The sequence below is a fragment of the Archangium gephyra genome, from assembly GCF_049060025.1.
GTDB classification, from domain to species: Bacteria; Myxococcota; Myxococcia; order Myxococcales; family Myxococcaceae; genus Archangium; species Archangium gephyra_A.
Genome location: NZ_JBMEQQ010000002.1, coordinates 7,021,251 through 7,039,677, shown reverse-complemented (window position 1 = coordinate 7,039,677; position 18,427 = coordinate 7,021,251). Strand labels below are relative to the sequence as shown.

19 protein-coding genes and 1 pseudogene are annotated in these 18,427 nt (G+C 70.6%); 6 read left to right on the top strand and 14 right to left on the bottom strand.

Going from position 1 to position 18,427, the window contains the following annotated elements; translation table 11 throughout:
- Nucleotides 1–72 precede the first annotated feature (72 nt).
- On the top strand, nucleotides 73–633 hold the full coding sequence (locus ACN28I_RS30580) for a PIN domain-containing protein (protein WP_420945446.1): 561 nt from the start codon (nucleotides 73–75) through the stop codon (nucleotides 631–633).
- A 124-nt stretch (nucleotides 634–757) separates the two neighbouring features.
- Here the strand turns inward: ACN28I_RS30580 and ACN28I_RS30575 are convergent, their stop codons facing one another.
- On the bottom strand, nucleotides 758–1,687 hold the full coding sequence (locus ACN28I_RS30575) for an AAA family ATPase (RefSeq protein WP_420945445.1): 930 nt from the start codon (nucleotides 1,685–1,687) through the stop codon (nucleotides 758–760).
- Between the two features lie 96 nt (nucleotides 1,688–1,783).
- Here ACN28I_RS30575 and ACN28I_RS30570 point away from each other — a divergent pair, with 96 nt between their 5' ends.
- Entirely contained in the window at nucleotides 1,784–3,115 is a 1,332-nt protein-coding gene (locus ACN28I_RS30570; RefSeq protein ID WP_420945444.1) for an MFS transporter, read from the top strand.
- Here ACN28I_RS30570 and ACN28I_RS30565 read toward each other — a convergent pair.
- The 3 genes from ACN28I_RS30565 to ACN28I_RS30555 all read right to left on the bottom strand — a co-directional run bounded on the left by ACN28I_RS30565 (nucleotide 3,039) and on the right by ACN28I_RS30555 (nucleotide 5,146).
- Nucleotides 3,039–4,034 (bottom strand): inositol monophosphatase family protein, encoded by a 996-nt coding sequence (locus ACN28I_RS30565; protein ID WP_420945443.1) that lies wholly within the window; start codon nucleotides 4,032–4,034, stop codon nucleotides 3,039–3,041. The genes ACN28I_RS30570 and ACN28I_RS30565 overlap by 77 nt on opposite strands.
- Nucleotides 4,035–4,244: 210 nt before the next feature.
- A complete protein-coding gene (locus tag ACN28I_RS30560; protein WP_420945442.1) occupies nucleotides 4,245–4,745 on the bottom strand; it encodes a hypothetical protein in 501 nt (166 codons plus the stop codon).
- 89 nt (nucleotides 4,746–4,834) lie between these two features.
- Nucleotides 4,835–5,146, bottom strand: coding sequence for a helix-turn-helix transcriptional regulator (locus ACN28I_RS30555; protein ID WP_420945441.1), 312 nt, complete (start codon nucleotides 5,144–5,146; stop codon nucleotides 4,835–4,837).
- A 388-nt stretch (nucleotides 5,147–5,534) separates the two neighbouring features.
- Between ACN28I_RS30555 and ACN28I_RS30550 the strand changes: the two genes are divergently transcribed.
- Nucleotides 5,535–6,032, top strand: coding sequence for a hypothetical protein (locus ACN28I_RS30550; protein ID WP_420945440.1), 498 nt, complete (start codon nucleotides 5,535–5,537; stop codon nucleotides 6,030–6,032).
- Between the two features lie 44 nt (nucleotides 6,033–6,076).
- Here ACN28I_RS30550 and ACN28I_RS30545 read toward each other — a convergent pair.
- From ACN28I_RS30545 to ACN28I_RS30530, 4 genes and pseudogenes are all read right to left on the bottom strand, one after another.
- Nucleotides 6,077–6,559 (bottom strand): annotated as a pseudogene (locus tag ACN28I_RS30545) (methyl-accepting chemotaxis protein); the annotation flags it as partial.
- Complete coding sequence (locus tag ACN28I_RS30540) at nucleotides 6,519–7,559, bottom strand: hypothetical protein (RefSeq protein WP_420945439.1); 1,041 nt, start codon at nucleotides 7,557–7,559, stop codon at nucleotides 6,519–6,521. The pseudogene ACN28I_RS30545 and the gene ACN28I_RS30540, both read right to left, overlap by 41 nt.
- A gap of 113 nt (nucleotides 7,560–7,672) precedes the next feature.
- On the bottom strand, nucleotides 7,673–8,518 hold the full coding sequence (locus tag ACN28I_RS30535) for an aldo/keto reductase (RefSeq protein ID WP_420945438.1): 846 nt from the start codon (nucleotides 8,516–8,518) through the stop codon (nucleotides 7,673–7,675).
- Between the two features lie 136 nt (nucleotides 8,519–8,654).
- Entirely contained in the window at nucleotides 8,655–9,377 is a 723-nt protein-coding gene (locus tag ACN28I_RS30530; protein ID WP_420945437.1) for a L,D-transpeptidase family protein, read from the bottom strand.
- Between the two features lie 136 nt (nucleotides 9,378–9,513).
- Here ACN28I_RS30530 and ACN28I_RS30525 point away from each other — a divergent pair, with 136 nt between their 5' ends.
- Entirely contained in the window at nucleotides 9,514–10,599 is a 1,086-nt protein-coding gene (locus ACN28I_RS30525) for an aldo/keto reductase (RefSeq protein ID WP_420945436.1), read from the top strand.
- 126 nt (nucleotides 10,600–10,725) lie between these two features.
- Here ACN28I_RS30525 and ACN28I_RS30520 read toward each other — a convergent pair whose 3' ends face one another.
- From ACN28I_RS30520 to ACN28I_RS30510, 3 genes are all read right to left on the bottom strand, one after another.
- On the bottom strand, nucleotides 10,726–11,076 hold the full coding sequence (locus tag ACN28I_RS30520) for a hypothetical protein (RefSeq protein WP_420945435.1): 351 nt from the start codon (nucleotides 11,074–11,076) through the stop codon (nucleotides 10,726–10,728).
- Between the two features lie 49 nt (nucleotides 11,077–11,125).
- Nucleotides 11,126–11,749, bottom strand: a complete 624-nt coding sequence (locus tag ACN28I_RS30515) for a C1q-like domain-containing protein (RefSeq protein WP_420945434.1) — start codon at nucleotides 11,747–11,749, stop codon at nucleotides 11,126–11,128.
- 150 nt (nucleotides 11,750–11,899) lie between these two features.
- Complete coding sequence (locus tag ACN28I_RS30510) at nucleotides 11,900–12,202, bottom strand: hypothetical protein (RefSeq protein WP_420945433.1); 303 nt, start codon at nucleotides 12,200–12,202, stop codon at nucleotides 11,900–11,902.
- Between the two features lie 178 nt (nucleotides 12,203–12,380).
- Between ACN28I_RS30510 and ACN28I_RS30505 the strand changes: the two genes are divergently transcribed.
- The gene (locus ACN28I_RS30505) at nucleotides 12,381–13,487 is read left to right on the top strand and encodes a spore photoproduct lyase family protein (RefSeq protein ID WP_420945432.1); all 1,107 of its coding nucleotides are present in this window, start codon (nucleotides 12,381–12,383) and stop codon (nucleotides 13,485–13,487) included.
- Nucleotides 13,488–13,604: 117 nt separating this feature from the next.
- Here ACN28I_RS30505 and ACN28I_RS30500 read toward each other — a convergent pair whose 3' ends face one another.
- On the bottom strand, nucleotides 13,605–14,813 hold the full coding sequence (locus tag ACN28I_RS30500) for an IS110 family transposase (protein WP_420945431.1): 1,209 nt from the start codon (nucleotides 14,811–14,813) through the stop codon (nucleotides 13,605–13,607).
- Nucleotides 14,814–15,319: 506 nt separating this feature from the next.
- On the opposite strand from ACN28I_RS30500, the gene ACN28I_RS30495 reads away from it, so the two are divergent.
- A complete protein-coding gene (locus ACN28I_RS30495) occupies nucleotides 15,320–16,357 on the top strand; it encodes an alpha-hydroxy acid oxidase (protein WP_420945430.1) in 1,038 nt (345 codons plus the stop codon).
- Between the two features lie 21 nt (nucleotides 16,358–16,378).
- Here ACN28I_RS30495 and ACN28I_RS30490 read toward each other — a convergent pair whose 3' ends face one another.
- On the bottom strand, nucleotides 16,379–17,005 hold the full coding sequence (locus tag ACN28I_RS30490; protein WP_420945429.1) for a TIGR02265 family protein: 627 nt from the start codon (nucleotides 17,003–17,005) through the stop codon (nucleotides 16,379–16,381).
- Nucleotides 17,006–17,392: 387 nt separating this feature from the next.
- Nucleotides 17,393–18,382, bottom strand: a complete 990-nt coding sequence (locus tag ACN28I_RS30485) for a DMT family transporter (protein WP_420945428.1) — start codon at nucleotides 18,380–18,382, stop codon at nucleotides 17,393–17,395.
- Between the last annotated feature and the right edge of the window lie 45 nt (nucleotides 18,383–18,427).

Sequence of the window (18,427 nt, the reverse complement as noted above, 5' to 3'; positions counted from 1 at the left end):
TCGGGGGGCGAGCAGCCCACCCTCTACTGGAGAAGTAGCCTACTTGGCTCACTACTGGTAAGGTTCAGCTCCATGCCGTTCATCGTGGTCTACGATGCAGGTGTCCTTCACCCGGCGCCGCTCCGAGATCTACTCGTCCGGCTGGGGCTGGCCCGCCTCTGCCAGGTGAAATGGACTCAACAGATCCTCGACGAGTGCTTCCGCAGCATCCTGAATCGTCGGCCAGACCTAACTCCTGAGCAACTCGCTCGGAGCCGCAAGCTCTTGGAGCAGGCCATTCCAGATGTCCAGGTGAAAGGCTACGAGGAGCTCATCGAGGGAATCACTGGCCTGCCAGATCCGGACGATCGGCACATCGTCGCAGCCGCCATCCGTTGTGGCGCCCAGGTCATCGTGACATCCAACCTCAAGGACTTTCCCAAGCCGGTGCTTAGCCGCTATGGGATGGAGGCCCAACACCCTGACGACTTCGTGCGCGCTCTCATCGACCTAGACGAGGCCACAGTGGCCCAGGTAGTTCGAGCACAGGCAGCAGCCTTGAAGGATCGGACAACCGCTCAGGTGCTGGAGAGTCTTCACCACAATGGGTTGACCGTTTCTGCTGTCGTGCTCAAGGAACTCCTAGGCGTCTGACACGAAACACATCTCTGGCCGAGGGGGAGCAACACGGATACGGGCACCCTCACCCCGTCCCTCTCCCGAGGGGAGAGGGGAAATCGGGCGTGGTTTGGGCCTGGTGGTGCGGGCCTGGTGTTGGTCAGCGCGGCACCGGCACGGAGCCGACCAGGTCCTTCGTCAGGGCCCGCTTGTCCGCTCCCGCGTACCGGGCCCGCGTGTCCAGCACCAGCCTGTGCGCCAGCACCGGCACCGCCAGCGCCTTCAGGTCCTCCGGCAGCACGTAGTCCCGCCCCTGCATCAGCGCCCTCGCCCTCGCCATCCTCCCGTACAGCAGTGCCCCGCGCGTCGACACCCCCAGCCGGATGCTCGGGTTGCCTCGCGTCGCCTGAACTATCCGCAGGAGGTAGTCCGCCACCGACTCCTCCAGCTTCACCTCCTGCACCTGCTGCTGCAGCGTCACCACCTCGTCCACCGTGCACACCGGCTTCATCCCCTCCAGCGGCGGCGGCCCCGAGCGCGTCATCAGCAGCGTCCGCTCCTCGCCCTCCGGCAGGTACCCCAGCGACAACTGCACCGCGAACCGGTCCAGCGACGCCTCCGGCAACGGGTACGTCCCGTGGAACTCCACCGGGTTCTGCGTCGCGATGCACAGAAACGGCGGCGTCAGCACGTGCGTCTGCCCGTCCACCGTCACCTGCCCCTCGCTCAGCGCCTCCAGCAGCGCCGACTGCGTCCTCGGCGACGCGCGGTTGATCTCATCCGCGATCAGCACGTTGGCGAACAGCGGCCCCGGGCGGAAGCGGAAGCTCCCCTCCTGCGGGTTGAAGATGGACGCCCCCACGATGTCCGTGGGCAGCAGATCCGGCGTGAACTGCACCCGCTTGAAGGCGCCTCCGATGCTCAACGCCAGCGCCTTGGCCAGCGTCGTCTTCCCCGTGCCCGGCACGTCCTCCAGCAGCACGTGTCCGCCCGCCGCCACCGAGCACAGCACCAGCTCCAGCGACTCGCGCTTGCCGCGGATGACGTGCTCCAGGTTGCCGACCAGCCTCGACACCAGCGCTCGCACCACGGCCGTACGCTCCGTGGCAGGGACCTTCACAGAAGAAGAGGACATTCTGGGCGCGCAGCGTAGCAGTCCCCATCCGGATAGGCTCCCCCCTCCCCCATGGCCGCCCCCGCCTCCGTCCGCTCCGTGCTGCCCCTCCTGCGGCACAACCCGGACTACCGCCGCCTCTTCCTCGCCACCGTCGTCTCCCTCCTCGGAGACTGGTTCGCCTTCGTGGCCATCAGCGGCTTCGTCACCGAGTCCACCGGCCGCCCCGGCTCCTCCGCCGCCGTCTTCGCCGCCAGCGTCCTTCCCACCTTCCTCTTCTCCCCCCTCGCCGGCCTGCTCGCCGACCGCGTGGATCGCAAGCGCCTCATGGTCGCCGTGGCTCTGCTGCGCATCCTCCCCGCCCTCGGCCTGCTCGCCGCCCTGCGCCTGCACTCCCCCGCGCTCGCCATCTCCTGCGTCGCCCTGCTCGCCGCCCTCTCCTCCTTCTTCGATCCCGTCGCCGAGGCCTCCGTCCCCAACGTCGTCACCCCCGAGGAGCTCCCCATCGCCCAGGCCGCCCTCGGCGCCGTCTGGGGCACCATGCTCTTCATCGGCGCCGCCGTGGGAGGCCTCGCCACCGCCGCCTTCGGCCGCGAGGCCAGTCTCCTCCTCAACGCCTCCACCTTCCTCCTCTCCGCCCTCTTCGTCGCCCGCATCCGCCGCCCCCTCCAGCACGCCGGTGCGCCCGCCACGCACGGCGCGTGGGCCCAGCTCGGCGAGGTGGTGACGCTCGCCCGCGGCAACCGCCTCACCCGCTCGCTGCTCGTCACCAAGGCGGGCGTGGGGCTCGGCAATGGCATTGTCGGGTTGCTGCCCGCCTTCGCCGCCGAGCGCTTCGCCTCGGGGGACGCGGGCGTGGGCATGCTGCTCGCCGCGCGCGGGCTGGGCGTGCTCTTCGGCCCCTTCCTCGGCCAGCGCTGGGCGGGCACCGACGGGCGGCGCCTGCTCCTCGTGTGCGGCGGCTCCATGGTGACGTACGGGCTCGCCTACGCGCTGCTGCCCTTCGCCCCCACGCTGCCCCTGGCCGCCGTGTGCGTGCTGCTGGCCCACGTGGGCGGCGGCGCGCAGTGGGTGCTCTCCACCTACGGCCTCCAGGTGTCCACACCGGACCGGCTGCGCGGGCGCGTGCTCGCCTTCGACTTCGGCTTCGCCACGCTCGCCATCGGCGTGTCCTCACTCGCCGCCGGGGCCGCCGCCGAGCGCGTGGGACTCGCCGCCGCCTCGTGGGCCCTCGCCGGTGCCTCGCTCCTCTATGGCGCCGGGTGGCTGTGGTGGACGCGCGGCTTGTGGAGCGGCCCCGCGGACGTGCTCGCCGGGCCCACGCCCCTCACTCCGGCCGGGGAAGAAAACCCCACTCCTCACCGGCCGCCCGCGCCATCGCCTCGACGACGCGCGAGTGGATGAGGCCGTTGCTCGCGATGAGCCCCAGCGTGCCGCGCAGCTCCGCGCCCTGCGAGAAGTCCACCTCGCGCCCGTCCAGCCCCGTCACCTGGCCTCCCGCCGCGCGCACCAGCGCCGTGCCCGCCACGTGGTCCCACGTCTTGTGCGGATTCTTGCGGATGTCCCGCGGCCCCCGGATGAACAGGTCCGCCGCCCCCGCCGCCACCAGCGCGTACTTCACCATGCCGTCGTAGCGTTTGGCCCGCCGCGCATCGAAGTCCGCCGCCGCGTACACCCGGTCCGCCATCTCCCGCGAGCGCCGGCCCATCACGTAGCTCTCCACCACGCGGATGCTCCGCGGGTCCGCCCGGTCCGACACGTGCAACGCGCGCGGCTCACTGCCCTCGAGCGTCTCCGCCCAGGCGCTCCCGCCGTCCGTGAAGAAGAGCGTGCCGCCCTCGTCCAGCGGCGACACCGGCACGCCGATGATGCCGTCGCGCGGCGTGCCCTCCACCAGCGAGCCCACGCACACCGCGTAGCCGCGCCCGTGGATGAAACCCTCCGTCCCGTCGATGGGGTCGATGACCCACACCCGGTCCGCCCGCACGCCCCGGCCGTGGCCCAGCCAGCGGACGAAGTGCTCCTCCGTCACCCGCTCGCCCAGCAGCTTGCCCACCATCCGGACGACCCGCTCCCGCTCCTCGGGCGGGACGGAGAGGAAGGCCTCGGCTCCCTCCTCGGCGATGACGCCGTCCTCGGGAAAGGAGCGGGCGATGGCGCGGCAGATGAGGGCCTGGGCCCCGTAGTCGGCGATCGTCACCGGGCTCGCGTCACTCTTGCGGTTGACGCCCGCCTTGGACGCCTGCACCCGGCGGCACAGCTCACAGGCGACTCGCACCGCGTCCAGGAGGGGTTGTAGCTCTCGTACGCTCGGCTGCTCCATGAAGGGGCCTGCTCCTCAAGGGATGGTAGGCACGCACCGTCCGTGGAGCAGCGGCCCGAGGCTGAAGCCGCTTCGCGTGCCTTCGAGTCCCGCTCGCAGGCAAGACCCCGGCTCCGCCGCCGCGGCCACTCGCCCCACTCCGAATCCCCGGCGCCAGATGGACTCCGGCGCCAGGACTTCCGGCCTCCGTGCCACGGAAGCCGTGGAGGCCTACTGCTGCTCGGGAGCCGGAGCCGGAGCCGGAGCCGGAGCGGGCGCCATGTTGCGCGTGGGGGGAGGCATGTACGCCGGCCGATCATTGTAGGCGGGGCCCTCGGCGCAGGTGTACTCCACCGTCCGCGAGGAGAGCAGGAAGGGCACCAGCCCCATGCCGATGGACCCGCAGTAGAAGAACGCGAAGGACTGCTGGAGACTGCCACTGCCGGAGCCGCCGCACGCCAGCGTGCCGGCGATGCCACCGGCCAGGGTCAGGCCCGCGTTGATGAGCCAGTCGGTGGCGCTCAACTTGCTCTCCGTCCAGGCGATGCCGTTGTCGCAGTGCTGGCCCGTCGGCTGCGACAGGCCCGCGAGCCCGCCCACGGTGAACCACTGCCGGTCCGTGTACGACGGCCCCTCTGGGGCGGCACGGCTGACGACCTTGGTGGTGTAACAGGCGCTCTGGGTCGCCAGGACGGTGAGGGCAGCCACAACGGTCCACTGACGCTTCAGCATGTCTGTCTCTCTTCAGGAAGTGATGGAGGACGCCGCGAGGCGTCTACCGGAACTTCCCGGAGCATGCCATTTCCTGGACTCCCGGCGCCTCAGTCCCGGGGCGAGGGGTGGAGGGACTGGGCCAGCCGGTGCAGCAGCCGCAGTTGCGAGTGGCGCAGGCCGCGCGCGGCATCCAGGAGCTGGCGCAGGCCCGAGGACTGCCGGGCCTCCAGCCCCAGCAGCGCGTCGGAGGGAATCTCCAGGGCCACGCAGATGCGCCGCAGCGTGGGGACGCTGGGGAACATCTCGCCGCGCTCGATGCGGCCATACACCTCGAGCTGCACCCCCACCCGGCGCGCCACCTCCGCCTGGGTGAGCCCGGCCCGCGCGCGGGCGGCATGGGCCACGGAACCGAGGTTCATCGCCAATGGACGTTCAACACGAGCCGAGAGCCGGGGCATGTCTCCACCATACGTACTCGGTACGTCCTGTCAATGCCCACTACCAATTCGAATGGTTGACCCCACATCTCCCCCCTTTTGAAGTATGGTGACCTGACTCGCGGAGTCAGGACACCGGGCGCCCTGTCCGCCTGCGAGCGCGGGCCGCTTCGTGCCCGGGGACGCGAGTGATGAGATGTGCGAGCGGCGTCTCCCCGCTCTCCGCGGAGTCCCCTGATTCGCTCCGAGTGTGTTTCCGGGGACGGAGCCCCGCGAAAAGCGACGCGGCGGGGGGTGTTCGAGAGAAACCTCCGCCGTTATGTTGCATCTCCCCTCAGCTTCGCGGCTCCGCCCCCCAGGAGGCCTCACCATGCCCAAGGAACACGTCGACACCCGGAACCTCCAGGTCCACGACATCCCCCAGCAGCACGACGGTCTTCAGCCCGTCCCCGACAACGTGACGCTCGTGGTCACCCAGGCCTTCGGCCCCGGGGGCGACAACCTCGTCGGCTTCTCGGACGTGAAGTTCAACGGCTATCCTGCCGTCACCCTGCTGCTGCGCACGCCGGACGGACGCGAGGGCCTCGTGCACCTCTCGCCCATCCACGGCGACAAGCGCAAGACGGGCTTCATCGACATCGCCCCGGGCACCCGCTGCGAGCTGCTCTGCCCCGTGACGAAGCGCCCGCTGGACCAGATGGGCCCCGTGGACGATGGCAGCGGCGCCACCTACTACGCCCTCTACCTCACGCCCAAGCTGTCCAAGGGCCACGCCGTCGCCGTCACGGACCTGTGGGACCACTTCCACTCCCGCATCGTCGACGACGAGGCCGTCATCTCCTACTGGGCGCAGACGCACGCCCTCTGAGGGAGACCCTCCCCCTCTCCCACAGGGAGAGGGAGCCCGCGCGGCTACTTGCCCTCTTCCGGCAGCAGCTTGCGCAGCTCGTCCGCCATGGTGCCCAGCTTCAGCGCCGTCGTGGCCACGTCCGTGCCCATCTGCGCGTACGTGTCCACGAGCTCCAGCAGCGTCGCGCAGCCCTGGGAGATGTGCGTCGTCTGCTCCGCCTGACGCTCCGCCTCCCCCGCGCTCTTCTCCATCAGCTTCTGGTTCTGCAAGACGATTTCGCGGATGGAGCGCAGCGTCGTCCTCGCCGACTCCAGCACCGGCGTGAAGCGCTCCGTCGTCTCGCGGATGTGTCCCACCGCGTGCAGCGTCTCGGACATCTGCTTCGTCACCCCGCCCACCACCTCGCCAATCCGCGCCGAGCTGCGCCCCGACTCCTCGGCCAGCTTGCCCACTTCCTTGGCCACCACCGCGAAGCCCCGCCCGTGCTCTCCGGCTCGCGCCGCTTCAATGCCCGCGTTGAGCGCCAGCATGTTCGTCGCCGCCGCCATCTCCTGAATCGTCTCCACGAAGCCGTGGATGCGCTCGGAGCTTCTCCTCCAGCTTCTGCACGCTCAGCGCGCTGCGCCCCACCGCCTGGGCGATGGCCGTCAGGCTCGTCTCCATGCCGCTCACCAGCGAGTCCACCTCGCCCGTGTAGCGCTGCGCCTCCTCGGCCTGCGTCGCGCTCGCCCGCGAGTGCCGGAAGAGCGCTCCCGCCGCGCTCGCCATCTGCTCGCTCGCCGTCGCTATCCGCAGCGCCGCCGTGCGCACGTGCACCGCCTGCTGGGACATCTCGGAGATGGTCGAGGAGAGCACCTGCGCCGAGCCCGCCAGCGTGCGCCCCGTCTCCACCACCTTGCCGCGCGAGGCCTCCAGCTCCCGCAGCGCCTGCTGCATGGTGCGCCGCAGGTAGAACTGCTTGCGGTGCCCCGAGTGCAGCGCCTCCAGCAGCATGGCCACGGCCACGGTGCCCAGCACCAGGATGAGGTCCAACACCAGCTTGCCGGCCAGCGGCGCGTCCGACAGCGCCAGGTCGAAGCCCAGGTGCACCACGCCCAGCAGCGCGTAGAAGGCCATGCGCGCCCAGCGGCCCACCGGCAGCATCGAGGGCCCCGTGAGCACGTTCAGGAACACCATCACCACGTGGTAGCCCGAGCCCTCCATGCCCAACTGGTAGAAGGCCCAGTCGTTGCCCACCGCGTAGAGCAGGGTGGTCCAGAACATGGCCATCGGCAGGTCGCGCCTGGCCAGCACCTGGCGCATGGTGAGCAGCAGCACCGGCACCAGCAGCCAGGGCAGCCGGGCCAGCGCCACCTGGCCCAGGTCCACGCCCGAGCCCGAGGCCCACCGCGCGTACAGCACGTCCAAGACGAACAGCACCGGGGTGGCCACCAGCGCCGTGAGCGTGAGCTTCCCGAGCCGCAACGGCCCTCGGGACAGCAAGAACTCGCGGTAGCTCTCCTGGGTGGCGGGAGATGGGGGGTTGTTGTCCATGTGCTCGGCCACGGCACCGGGGGGCTGCCTCGGAGCCGTCCGCGCACGGTATCAGACGACGGCCGCCCCCCGGCGTGGGCATTCGCTCGCCCGGTTGCTCTTCCCGGACGGGCAGTCACCTCCGCCTACACCACCGGCAACTCCCGCTGTACCGGCCCCGGGGGGAAGGCCTCCTCCAGGCGGGCGAAGTCTCGGGCCGTCAGCCGCAGCCGCCCCGCCGCCGCGTTGTCCCGGAGGTGGGCCTCGCGGCTCGCCTTGGGGATGCAGAAGAGCGAGCGCCGCCTCATCAGGAACCCCAGCGCCACCTGCCGGGGGGTGGCCCCATGGGCGTGGGCCACCTCCGCGAGCACCCGCCCGTCCGGGCTGTCCGCCTCCGGGAAGTCCCCGCTGCCAAAGGGGCTGTAGCCCACCACCGCCACCCCGTGCCGCTCGCACCACGGCAGCACCCGGTGCTCGATGTGCCGCTCCCTCAGGTGGTAGAGCACCTGGTTGCACGCCATCCGGCCGGGCCCGGCGATGGCCAGCGCCTCCTCCAGGTCATCCACGTCGAAGTTGCTCACCCCCCAGGAGCGAATCTTCCCGTCCGTCCGCAGCCGCTCGAAGGCGCGCAGCGTCTCCTCCAGCGGGTGCGGTCCGGGCCAGTGCAGCAGGTAGCAGTCGAGCCGGTCCGTCCTCAGCCGCTTCAGGCTGCGCTCACAGGCCTGGAGCGTCCCCTCGTAGGAGGCGTTGTTGGGCATCACCTTGGACACGAGGAACACCTCGTCGCGCCGCCCGGCCAGCGCCTCGCCCACCAGCGACTCCACGTCGCCGTAGCCGTAGAGCTCCGCCGTGTCCACGTGCGTCATCCCCAGGTCCAACCCCACCTGGAGCGCCCGGATGGCTTCTCCCCGGTCATCGCCCTCCATCTGCCAGGTGCCCTGCCCCAGCACCGGCACCTCGACTCCCGTGGGCCCGAAGACGCGCTTGTCCATGTGACTCCCCTCTCGGGCCAGGGTCTCCACTCCGCCCCGCGCCCGGTATGCCGGTCCGCCGCCCGGCGTCGCCTGCCCCACACTCGCCGCCCCCGCAGTGCCAACGCCCGGCACGCCCGCCCTCGTCCCGCGCCCGTCAGCGTCCCGGCTTGACGGTGTAGGCACCCGTCTTCGCGTCCACCGACACCCGGGGCGGGCGCCGCGTCTCCTCGAAATAGCGCCAGCCCGGCTCCAGGCCCCGCCAGAAGGAGACGAGCCGCGGCGTGGCCCTCGGGTGCTTCTCCAGCGCGGCCAGGCCCCCGGCGTCCAGCCGGCGCGGGAAGATGTGGATGGGCACGTCCCGCTTCATCCGCGCCCGCGCCTCCAACACCATGAGGTACAGCTCCTCGATGGGGCCGTCCTCGATGGCGATGCAGCCGATGCTCATGCAGTTGCCGTGCACGTAGATGGCGCCCCCCAGCGGCCGCTCGCCCAGGCGCCGGTCCGCGTCGTTGGGGTAGCTCACCCGCATGGACAGGTGGAACTGGCTGAACGGATTGAACTGGTCCAGCGTGTAGAAGCCCTCGGGCACCTGCTCATCGCCCTCGCGCCGCTTGGGGCCCACGTCCCCCGAGGCCGCGCAGAAGGGGAACGTCTTCACCTTGCGCAGCTTCTGGCCCTTCTCCCCCGCCCATACCTCCAGCACCCGCTCCTGCTTGAAGGCCCGCACGTACAGCTCCCCGGGCGGCCAGGAGACGCCCGCCTCCGCGAACGTCCGCGCCACCCCGGCCGCCTTCGCCCGCCGCGCCGCCTCCACCCGGTCCTTCGCCTGCACGGGCAACGCCGCCAACACCCCCAGCAGCAAGAGCAGTCTCGTCATGCCCGCCTGGACACCCCGGGGCACCTGGCCGTTCCCCGGGTATGTCACAACGGCATCACATCGCACGAGCCACCGTGGCGAGGGTCCTGGGGGCGCGTTAGCACTCCGCACCTCTCTCCCCCGCGAGTCTTCCCGCATGCCGCTCCACCACTACGTCACCCTGGGCCGCTCCGGCCTGCGCGTCAGCCCCTTCTGCCTCGGCGCCATGACCTTCGGCCAGGACCTCGGCTGGGGCTCCAGCGTCGAGGACTCCCAGACCCTTCTCGACCGCTTCCTCGCGCTGGGCGGCAACTTCATCGACACGGCCAACATCTACACGAACGGCCACTCGGAGAAGATCATCGGCGACCACATCGGCCGCACGCCGTCACGGCGCGACCGCGTCGTCATCGCCACCAAGTTCTACGGCAACCTCTTCCCCGGAGACCCCAACGGTGGCGGCGCGGGCGCCAAGTCCCTCCTCTCCGCCACCCACGAGTCCCTGCGCCGCCTGCAGACGGACTACATCGACCTCTTGTGGATGCACGCCTGGGACCGGCACACGCCGATTGAGGAGACGATGCGCGCGCTGGATGACCTCGTGCGGGCGGGCAAGGTGCGCTACATCGGCTTCTCCGACACCCCGGCGTGGAAGGTCGCCCAGGCCCAGCTCACCGCGCACTTCCGGGGCTGGGCGCCGCTGGTGGCGCTGCAGATCGAATACTCGCTGCTGGAGCGCACCGTGGAGGGCGAGCTCCTCCCCATGGCCCAGGAGCTGGGGCTGGGCGTGACGCCCTGGTCCCCCCTCAAGAGCGGCGTGCTCAGCGGCAAGTACACGCGGGAGAACGCGGGCAAGGTGAAGGCGGACCGCGGCGCGTGGGTGGAGTCCAACCTCGGCGAGCGCGCCTACTCCGTCATCGACGTGCTGCTGCGCGTGGCGAAGGAGCTGGACAGCACCCCGGCCCGCGTGGCGCTCGCGTGGGTGCAGAACCGCCCCGGCGTCAGCTCCACCATCATCGGCGCGCGCACCCTGGAGCAGCTCGAGAACAACCTGGGCGCGCTGGAGCTGAAGCTCACCCCCGCGCAGCTCACCGCGCTCGACGAGGTGTCCACGCCGGTGCTCAACTTCCCCGCCGGCTTCCTCCAGGGCAGCCCCACCTTCATGCATGGCGGGCTCACCGTGAATGGCATCAGCGCGCCCCCGCTGCCCTGGGCTCCCAAGCCGGACTCCCCGCGCTACTGAGCCCGGCAAGGCCACAGCCCGCCGGGGGGAGAGGTTCCGGGCGCGCACGGGAGCAACTGGTCCGATTGTTGGACCAGTTGGCATGCCGCGCGGCCGGAACCCTCGCCGGGGATGCCCGCGCACGGACTACCCCGGCACGTTGGGGATGACCTGACGCTGATCCGGATTTCCGTCCGGAAAGGTGACGCCCAGCGCCGCGGCCACCGCGCCCTCCCGCTCCGCGGTAGCGGTGGCTTCGGCCGCGAGCGCCGCCTCGGACGCGGCATCCAACGGGGCACCGGCCTCCCGCATCCGCTGCGCGAACGTCCCCAGCCGAGGGCGCTCGAGCTCCACCTGGAAGCTCATGTAGAGCCCGGAGAAGGCGCGCGCCTCCAGCAGCCACCCGCAACGGGAGATGGCTGCCTCGATGCGGGAGATCGCCGCCGCGCGCTCTCCTCGCGCGATGGCCGAGAGCGTCAGGGGCGCGGGCACCACCATGGGGAACACCTCCAGCGCGAGCCCGCCCGGTGGGAGTCCCCGCCGGCTCTCACAGCCCGTGAGCCGCCTGCTTCACCAGGTGGCCCGTGAAGTTGTACTCCAGCAGGTGGCGCTTGAGGTTCCCATCGCTGGCGGCGAACGTCTGCACGTAGTCGCCCTTCTCGAGGAAGAGCGTGACGCTGTACGCGCCGGTGTCCCGGTCCACGTGGCCCTGGCCGCTCATGGCGCGCCCCTTGGCCGTGCCGTTCTTCAGCACATGGACGAACACGTCATTCGCGGATGCGCCGTAGTGGTAGGCGTCCTTCACGAACGAGACGTTGAAGAAGTACAGGCCCGTACACGGCGCGACGAAGGTGCCGCCCCTCGAGCCCCAGCCTCCGCCCTCCTGGGTGTGCGTCGTCGCGTAGCTCAGCAGCACGAGCCCTCCCTCCGAGACGTGGCCATTGCCACTGACGCTGAAGGCGACGATGCCCGACTCGGGGCAGCGGGCCCCGGCCAACAGCTCGGCCTCGCGGGCGGTGGTGGGGTCCACCGTCTTGTAGTCCGCGAAGAGCACCCGCGCCTTCTGGGCTCCGGCCTGCCGGGTGGCCGGGACGGGCTCCTCCGCCCATGCGAGGCCCGGGGTGAGAAGCGAAACCAGGCCGGACAGCAGCAGGACGCGCGATGTCTTCATGAGAGCCTCCCTTCCCGGGCATTCCGGGGGTCCGGGGAGACTTGGCCTGGGAGGCGTCCACCACAACCTGTCCCAGCGTTCAGGCAGGCGGCCGGTGAACTGATCGCCCCCTCTGGGTGTCGTCGAGACGACGCGCGGGCCCGCTTGGACTCAGCGCCGACCGCCACCCGTGGCGAACCAGGCGGAACCGGCTTCCACGTCCGGGCCCGCGCCACTCGAGGAGCGGAAGGGAGACCCGAACAGACTCTCTCCGTCGTCCCCGGGCGCGGAGTCCGTGGACTCCATGGCCACCGACAACAGCCCGGCGAGGATGCCCAGCAGACAGGCCCCCGCCACCGTCAGCTTCACCTTCCGGCGCCACGTCTGCACGGGCTCCCGGTGGTAGCGCGGCATGCCCCGGCGGAGCCGCTCGTTCTGCAGGTCGATGACCCTTCCTGGCACCTTGGCGGGCATGCATGCATCCTAGCCCACCTGCCCGGGCGGCTCCCGGTACGCGCGTGGGGAAGGCCGACATCCTAACGCATGCCGGGTCGGGCAGGTAACAAGCCCCCTCTCATGCGCTCCCTTTCCACCGTTTCCCCTCCCGGAAGGCCAGGAACGCGGGGCCTCCTGACGCATCCCACCTCCTGCCGTGACGAACCTGGACCTGTTTCCCCCCGAGCCGCCCCCGCCTGGACCCCTCGACCGGCTGCTGCGGGTCTCCCGCATCTACCTGGAGCCCGGAGTCGAGGACTTCACCCGGGGCCGCGACATCCTCGCGCGCTTCCCCGGCGCCGAGCGCGTGCAGGTGCGCTCGCACTGGAACATCCCCGGCCTCTTCGGCAACGAGGGCAACGCCGAGGCGTGGAATCACATCAAGGGCAGCACGCTGGTGCTCGGTGTGAAGAAGTCCATGGGCTTCGAGGCCAACGGCCGCAGCGCCGACTTCCTCCCGCCCTCCACGGCCAACGGCTGCGTGATGAGCTGCGCCTACTGTTACGTGCCGCGTCACAAGGGCTACGCCAACCCCGTCACCGTCTTCGTCAACATCGAGCAGATTGCCGGGGCCATCCGCCGCCACGCGGGGAAGCTCGGGCCGAAGACGGAGCCCAACAGCGTGGACCCGCGCTACTGGGTGTATGACATCGGCTGCAACAGCGACTGCTCGGCCGATGCGGCGCTCAGTGACAACGTGAAGGACCTGGTGCGGCTCTTCACGGTGCTGCCCAACGCCATGGGCTCGTTCGCCACCAAGCTGGTCAACCGCGAGCTGCTCGCGTACGCGCCCCGGGGCAAGACGCGCATCCGCTTCAGCCTCATGCCGCACGCGAAGGCGAAGCTGCTCGACGTGCGCACCAGTCCCATCTCCGAGCGCATCGCCGCCATCGACGACTTCGTGGCCGCCGGTTACGCGGTGCACCTCAACTTCTCGCCCGTGGTCGTCACCGAGGGCTGGCAGGCCGAGTACGACGCGCTCTTCCAGCAGATTGATGACACGATTGGCGACAAGGCCAAGGAGCAGCTCGCCGCGGAGATCATCTTCCTCACGCACAACGAGCGGCTGCACGAGGTGAACCTGCGCTGGCACCCCAAGGCCGAGGAGCTGCTGTGGCGGCCCGAGCTGCAGGAGGCCAAGGTGTCGCAGGGCGGCGGCGCCAACGTGCGCTACCGCACCGGCTACAAGGGCAAGCTCGTCGAGGAGTTCAAGGAACTGCTCGCGCGGCGCATGCCGTACTGCCGCGTGCGCTACGCCTTCTGACGTGAACCCGCGGCCATTTCCCCCCATGGCCATTTCTCCCCCGCGGTCATTTCTCCCCCGCGGCCATTTCCCCTCTCCCTTCGGGAGAGATTCCGTCTGCTCCAGCAAGAGATTTTGTCATGTAGGTGTTGGGGAGGGAGGGGCTGGGGGAGGGAGGGGGTAGAGGAAAGGCTGGCGGCGCTTGGCGACGCTGTAGATGACCAGCAGCAGTTTGCGCATGCAGGCCACCAGGGCGACCTTCTTGCGCTTGCCGCGAGCCAGCAGCCGCTCGTAGTAGTCCTTGAGCAGGCCGTTGGAGCGCACGGCGGTGAGGGTGGGCATCCAGAGGGCGGCGCGCAGACGTGCGTCGCCAATGCGGCACAGGCCCTGGCTGGAGGGGGTGCGTTTACCGGAGTGGGAGACAGCCGGGGCACAGCCGACGAAGGACACCAGGGCGTTGCCGTCGGGGAAGACAGAGGCCGGGTCGCCCACGGAGGCCAGCAGGCGCGCCACGGTGGTAGGGCCCAGGCCGTCGATGCTGGTGAGCAGCGAGCCCAGCTCGTGCTTGTCCACCAGCAAGCCGATGTCGTCGTCTGCCTGGCGCAGCCGTTGACGCAGTCTGGAGAGGTCCTCGCAGGCGTACTTGACGCCCTGCTGGAAGGGGGCGGCATGGTGGGCGCCCACCGAGGCCGTGGCGGCCTGCTGGAGAGTGCGAGCCAGGGGAAGGCCGACGAAGTGGCGGCCGTCGGACTTGAGGTTGGAAATGGCCTTGAGACGAGCGTGAGCGAAGGCCTGGGCAGTGGGGTACTGGCAGAGCAAGGCACAGGCCAATTCGGTGTCGAGCTTCACGTGGCGGGTGAATTCGGGGAAGCCCAGGTCCACCAGCCGGTGCAGCTGGCGCAGCTTGACGCCGTGGTCCTCCAGCAGCCTGTCACGCAGTGACACGGCCTCCTTGAGCTCGGCCAGCACGCTGTCGGGCAGGTGCGAGGACTGGAGGCGTTTTTCCTGGGCGAAGCGCGCGATGCTCAGCGCATCCAGGGCATCCGTCTTGGCTCGGCGCAGGTCCTCGCCAGCGTAGCGGTGGGTGCGTAGTGGATTGATGAGGGCCACCGCGTAGCCACGTGCCAGCAGGGCCGCCACCAGGTTGCGCCAGTAATGGCCCGTGGCCTCCATGGCCACCAGCACCTGCTCGGCCGGGCCCAGCGCCTGCCACAGTTGGCCATAGCCCTCCTGGTCCTCACTCACGAGCAGGGGTTTGCGCTCCACCCCTCCCTTGGCGTCCACTACTGCCACTGCGTGCTTCTCCGCGCCTATGTCGATACCGGCGTAGCGCTCGTACTGCTTCACCTGACTCCTCCTGGACGCAACACTCCGGGAGCCTCGAGCCCGATGTCCCTGCCCACCCTTGTCTATACGGGGACTGGCCGCGGGGGCCGCCCCAGGATTCCGTCCGGGCAATGAAACATCGGTCGAGGGCGCCAATCTCTCCCGCGAGGACTCAGCCTCCAGGGACGGTGCGGCGACCCTCTCCCGATTGCGTCGGCGCCTACTTACCTCAGAAGTCGCCGACTTGTCAGGTACATACAAGGGACGGGGTGAGGGTGCCACGAATCCCGGGTTGAACCCCTGTCCACACTGGAGATCACGGGTTGAAGAACGGGCCCGGATACCCTCACCCCCACCCTCTCCCGAGGGGAGAGGGAGAGGCGGTCACGTTCCGAAGAAGCGTGAAAGCAATTACATGATGCCGGCGGTGATGCCACCGTCCGACAGGTACACGCCGCCGGTGCTGTACGAAGACGCGGACCCTCCTCTCCCGGAGAGAGCGGGGGCAACGTGTAAGCTCCCGCGCCATGCTCCCCTACGAAACGCTGGAGGCCCGCGCCCGCGAGCGCCTGCCCTCCGCCGTGTTCGACTACTACGCCGGTGGCTCCGGTGACGAGTCCACCCTCGCCGCCAACACCGCCGCCTGGGCCCGCCTCCGCCTCCGCCCTCGCATCCTCCGCGACGTCTCCTCCGTCGACACCTCCACGGAAGTGCTCGGCACGCCGCTCTCCGCCCCCCTCCTCGTCGCCCCCACCGCCTTCCACTCGCTGGCCCACCCCGAGGCCGAGCTCGCCACCGCCCGCGGCACCCGCGAGGCCGGCTCCCTCCTCGTCCTCTCCTCCCGCTCCTCCCGCCGCCTCGAGGACGTCGCCGCCGCCGCCGGGCCCTGGTGGTTCCAGGTCTACGTCTTCCGGGACCGGGGCCTCACCCGCGCCCTCGTCCAGCGCGCCGCCGCCGCCGGAGCCCGGGCCCTCGTGCTCACCGGTGACACCCCCTACGTGGGCCACAAGCGCCGCAACCGCGGGGACTCCGCCCTCCCGCTGCCCGAGGAGGACTTCCTCGCCAACCTCGAGGGCCTCACCCACCGCGCCCTCGCCGAGCAGGCCCCCGATGTCACCTTCGCGGACATCGCCCGGCTGCGCGAGGACTCCGGCCTGCCCGTGCTCGTCAAGGGCGTGCTGCGCGCCGATGACGCCCACGAGTGCCTCCACCACGGCGCCGCCGGCCTCATCGTCTCCAACCATGGCGGGCGCCAGCTCGACGGCGCCCTCGCCACCGCCGACGCCCTCCCCGAAATCGTGGAGGCCACCCAGGGCCGCGTCCCCGTGCTCGTCGATGGCGGCGTGCGCTCCGGCCGCGACGTGCTGCGCGCCCTCGCCCTCGGGGCCCGCGCCGTGCTGCTCGGCCGGCCCGTGCTCTGGGGGCTCGCCACCGGGGGCGCGGACGGGGTGCGTCAGGTGCTCGAGTCAATGCGCGAGGACACCGCCCACGCGCTCGCGCTCGCCGGGCTGCCTCGCGTGTCCGCCGTGGGCGCCGACGTGCTCGCGCCACCCCACCGGCCCTGAGCGCGCTTCAACGGGCGTGGATCAGAAATCCCAGGTCAGCTCGTACTCGCAGCTCAGCGGCCCCGTCATGCGGCCGTTGATGCGCGCCGAACGGGCTCCGGCCTGCTTCAGGTGCGCCTCCAGCGAGCCCTCCACATAGGGCCTCGGCAGGAAGTCGCGCTCGAAGGAGACGATGCCCGTGGTCAGGTCCGGGAACGCCACCGAGCACGCGCCGCCGCCCGGCGTCGTCACCTTGTAGGCCAGGGGCAGGTACTCGATGACGCGCTTGGGCGTGCCCGAGATGAGCACCTGCATCGCCTTGCCCACCTGGCTGCCCAGGAACACCGCCGTGCCCATGTACCCCAACATCCGCATCGCCTGCTCGAAGCCGCCGGCCGCCCCCTCCATCCTCCACGCCGCCCGCCGCGCCATCCTCAGGAAGTCCTCGGCCGGATAGGCGAACAGATCCACGAAGGTCCGCACCCCGCCGCACTCCTGCAGGCACTCCTCCATCGCCGCCTGGCCGTTGAGCGCGAACATCGCCTCCTTCACGCTCCGGAAGAACATGCCGCGCATGGAGTCCTGCGACGTGACGTGCGCCAGCCGGTGCTCCACCTCGAGCTCGGCCTCGGAGCCCACCGTGTGCAGTTGTTCGCTGACGCCGCTCATCCCGTGCGCCCTCCCCTTGCCGGTCCTGTTCGCCCTGCCCGGCTCCTCGCGAACAGGCTGCTGACATCCATGCACATCCCGGAAATCCTGACACACCCGGGGCTCCAGGTAAAACGGTCCCCGTGGGGAATCCTCCTGGTTTCCGATGCCCGGGCCTCGTCCGGCCGTCGCAGGTATAGCCGATCAGGCGCTCGCTCGAACGCTCCGTGCGGGCTCTCCACCCGGGGTGTGATCATTTCAGAACCCCCTCTGTTGGGTGAGCGACAAGCTCGGCGGTCCCTGGGGCAGGTTGCCCCACGGCCCGGCGGGCGCGGCATCCTAGCCGACGCCCGGCGTCAGGTGCTCGCCCGTCAACGAATCGTCACGGCCCTCTCCCCGCGCGGGGCTTCAGGCCACCTGCCGGGGCGCGGACGCCAGGGGCTCGCCGCCCGGGGGAGCCACTTCAGGAGCCCCGGGGGGAGTCTCGGGGGAGGCCTGGGCGCGAGGCGAGGACGGGAAGTTGGCCAGGGCCGCGCCGGAGAGGATGAGGGCACCGCCCAGCAGCAGCGAGGAGTCCACGCGCTCGCCGAGCAGCGCCACGCCCAGCAGCACGGCCACCAGCGTGTCCAGCAGCGGCATGACGCCGACGACGGCCAGCGGCACGCGCGCGAGCAGCCAGAAGAGGAGCTGGTAGGTGAGGGCCGTGGCGCACACCGCGAGGTAGGCGATGGAGAGCAGGGCGCGGGGCGTCCAGTGGCCGGGCAGGTGGGACTCGAAGGCGGCGGAGGCGGCCAGCAGCAGCACGGAGCTGCTCAGCGTCTGCACGCACACCGAGAGGCCCGTGGGCACGTGCGCCAGCGAGCGCCGGACGAGCACGTTGGCCAGCGAAATGGAGACGGTGGCCACCAGGGTGAGCACGCACCCGGCCAGCACCAGGCCGGTGAGGCCGAGCCCGTGCAGGTGCTCGTACTGGAGCGCGACAATCCCGGAGAGCCCCAGCCCCGCCGAGAGGAGCTTGAGGGGCGTGAGGGGCTGATCCGGCAGCAGCAGGCGCCCCACCAGCAGCAGCCACACCGCATAGGTGGAGAAGAGGAGCGCGGACCAGCTGGAGGGAATCCACTGCTGGGCGATGAAGAGCAGCCCATAGGGGAGGGCAATCTGGAGCACCCCCACGCCCATGAGCAGGCCCCAGGTGCGCGCGCCGAGCCGGGCCCGGAGCAGGCCGCTGAAGGGCAGCAGCACCAGTCCGGCGAGCATCATCCGCGCCCCGGCGAAGCGCAGCGGCGGCAGGTCCTGGAGGCCCACCTTCACCACGGCCCAGGTGGAGCCCCAGAGGACGAAACAGGCGATGTAGGCGAGCAACAGGCGGGTGCGCGAGGCCCCGGGGGTGGACGGCATGGCGGGGCGCACTAGCACGCGCGCCGCCCCGCCGCCATGGACACC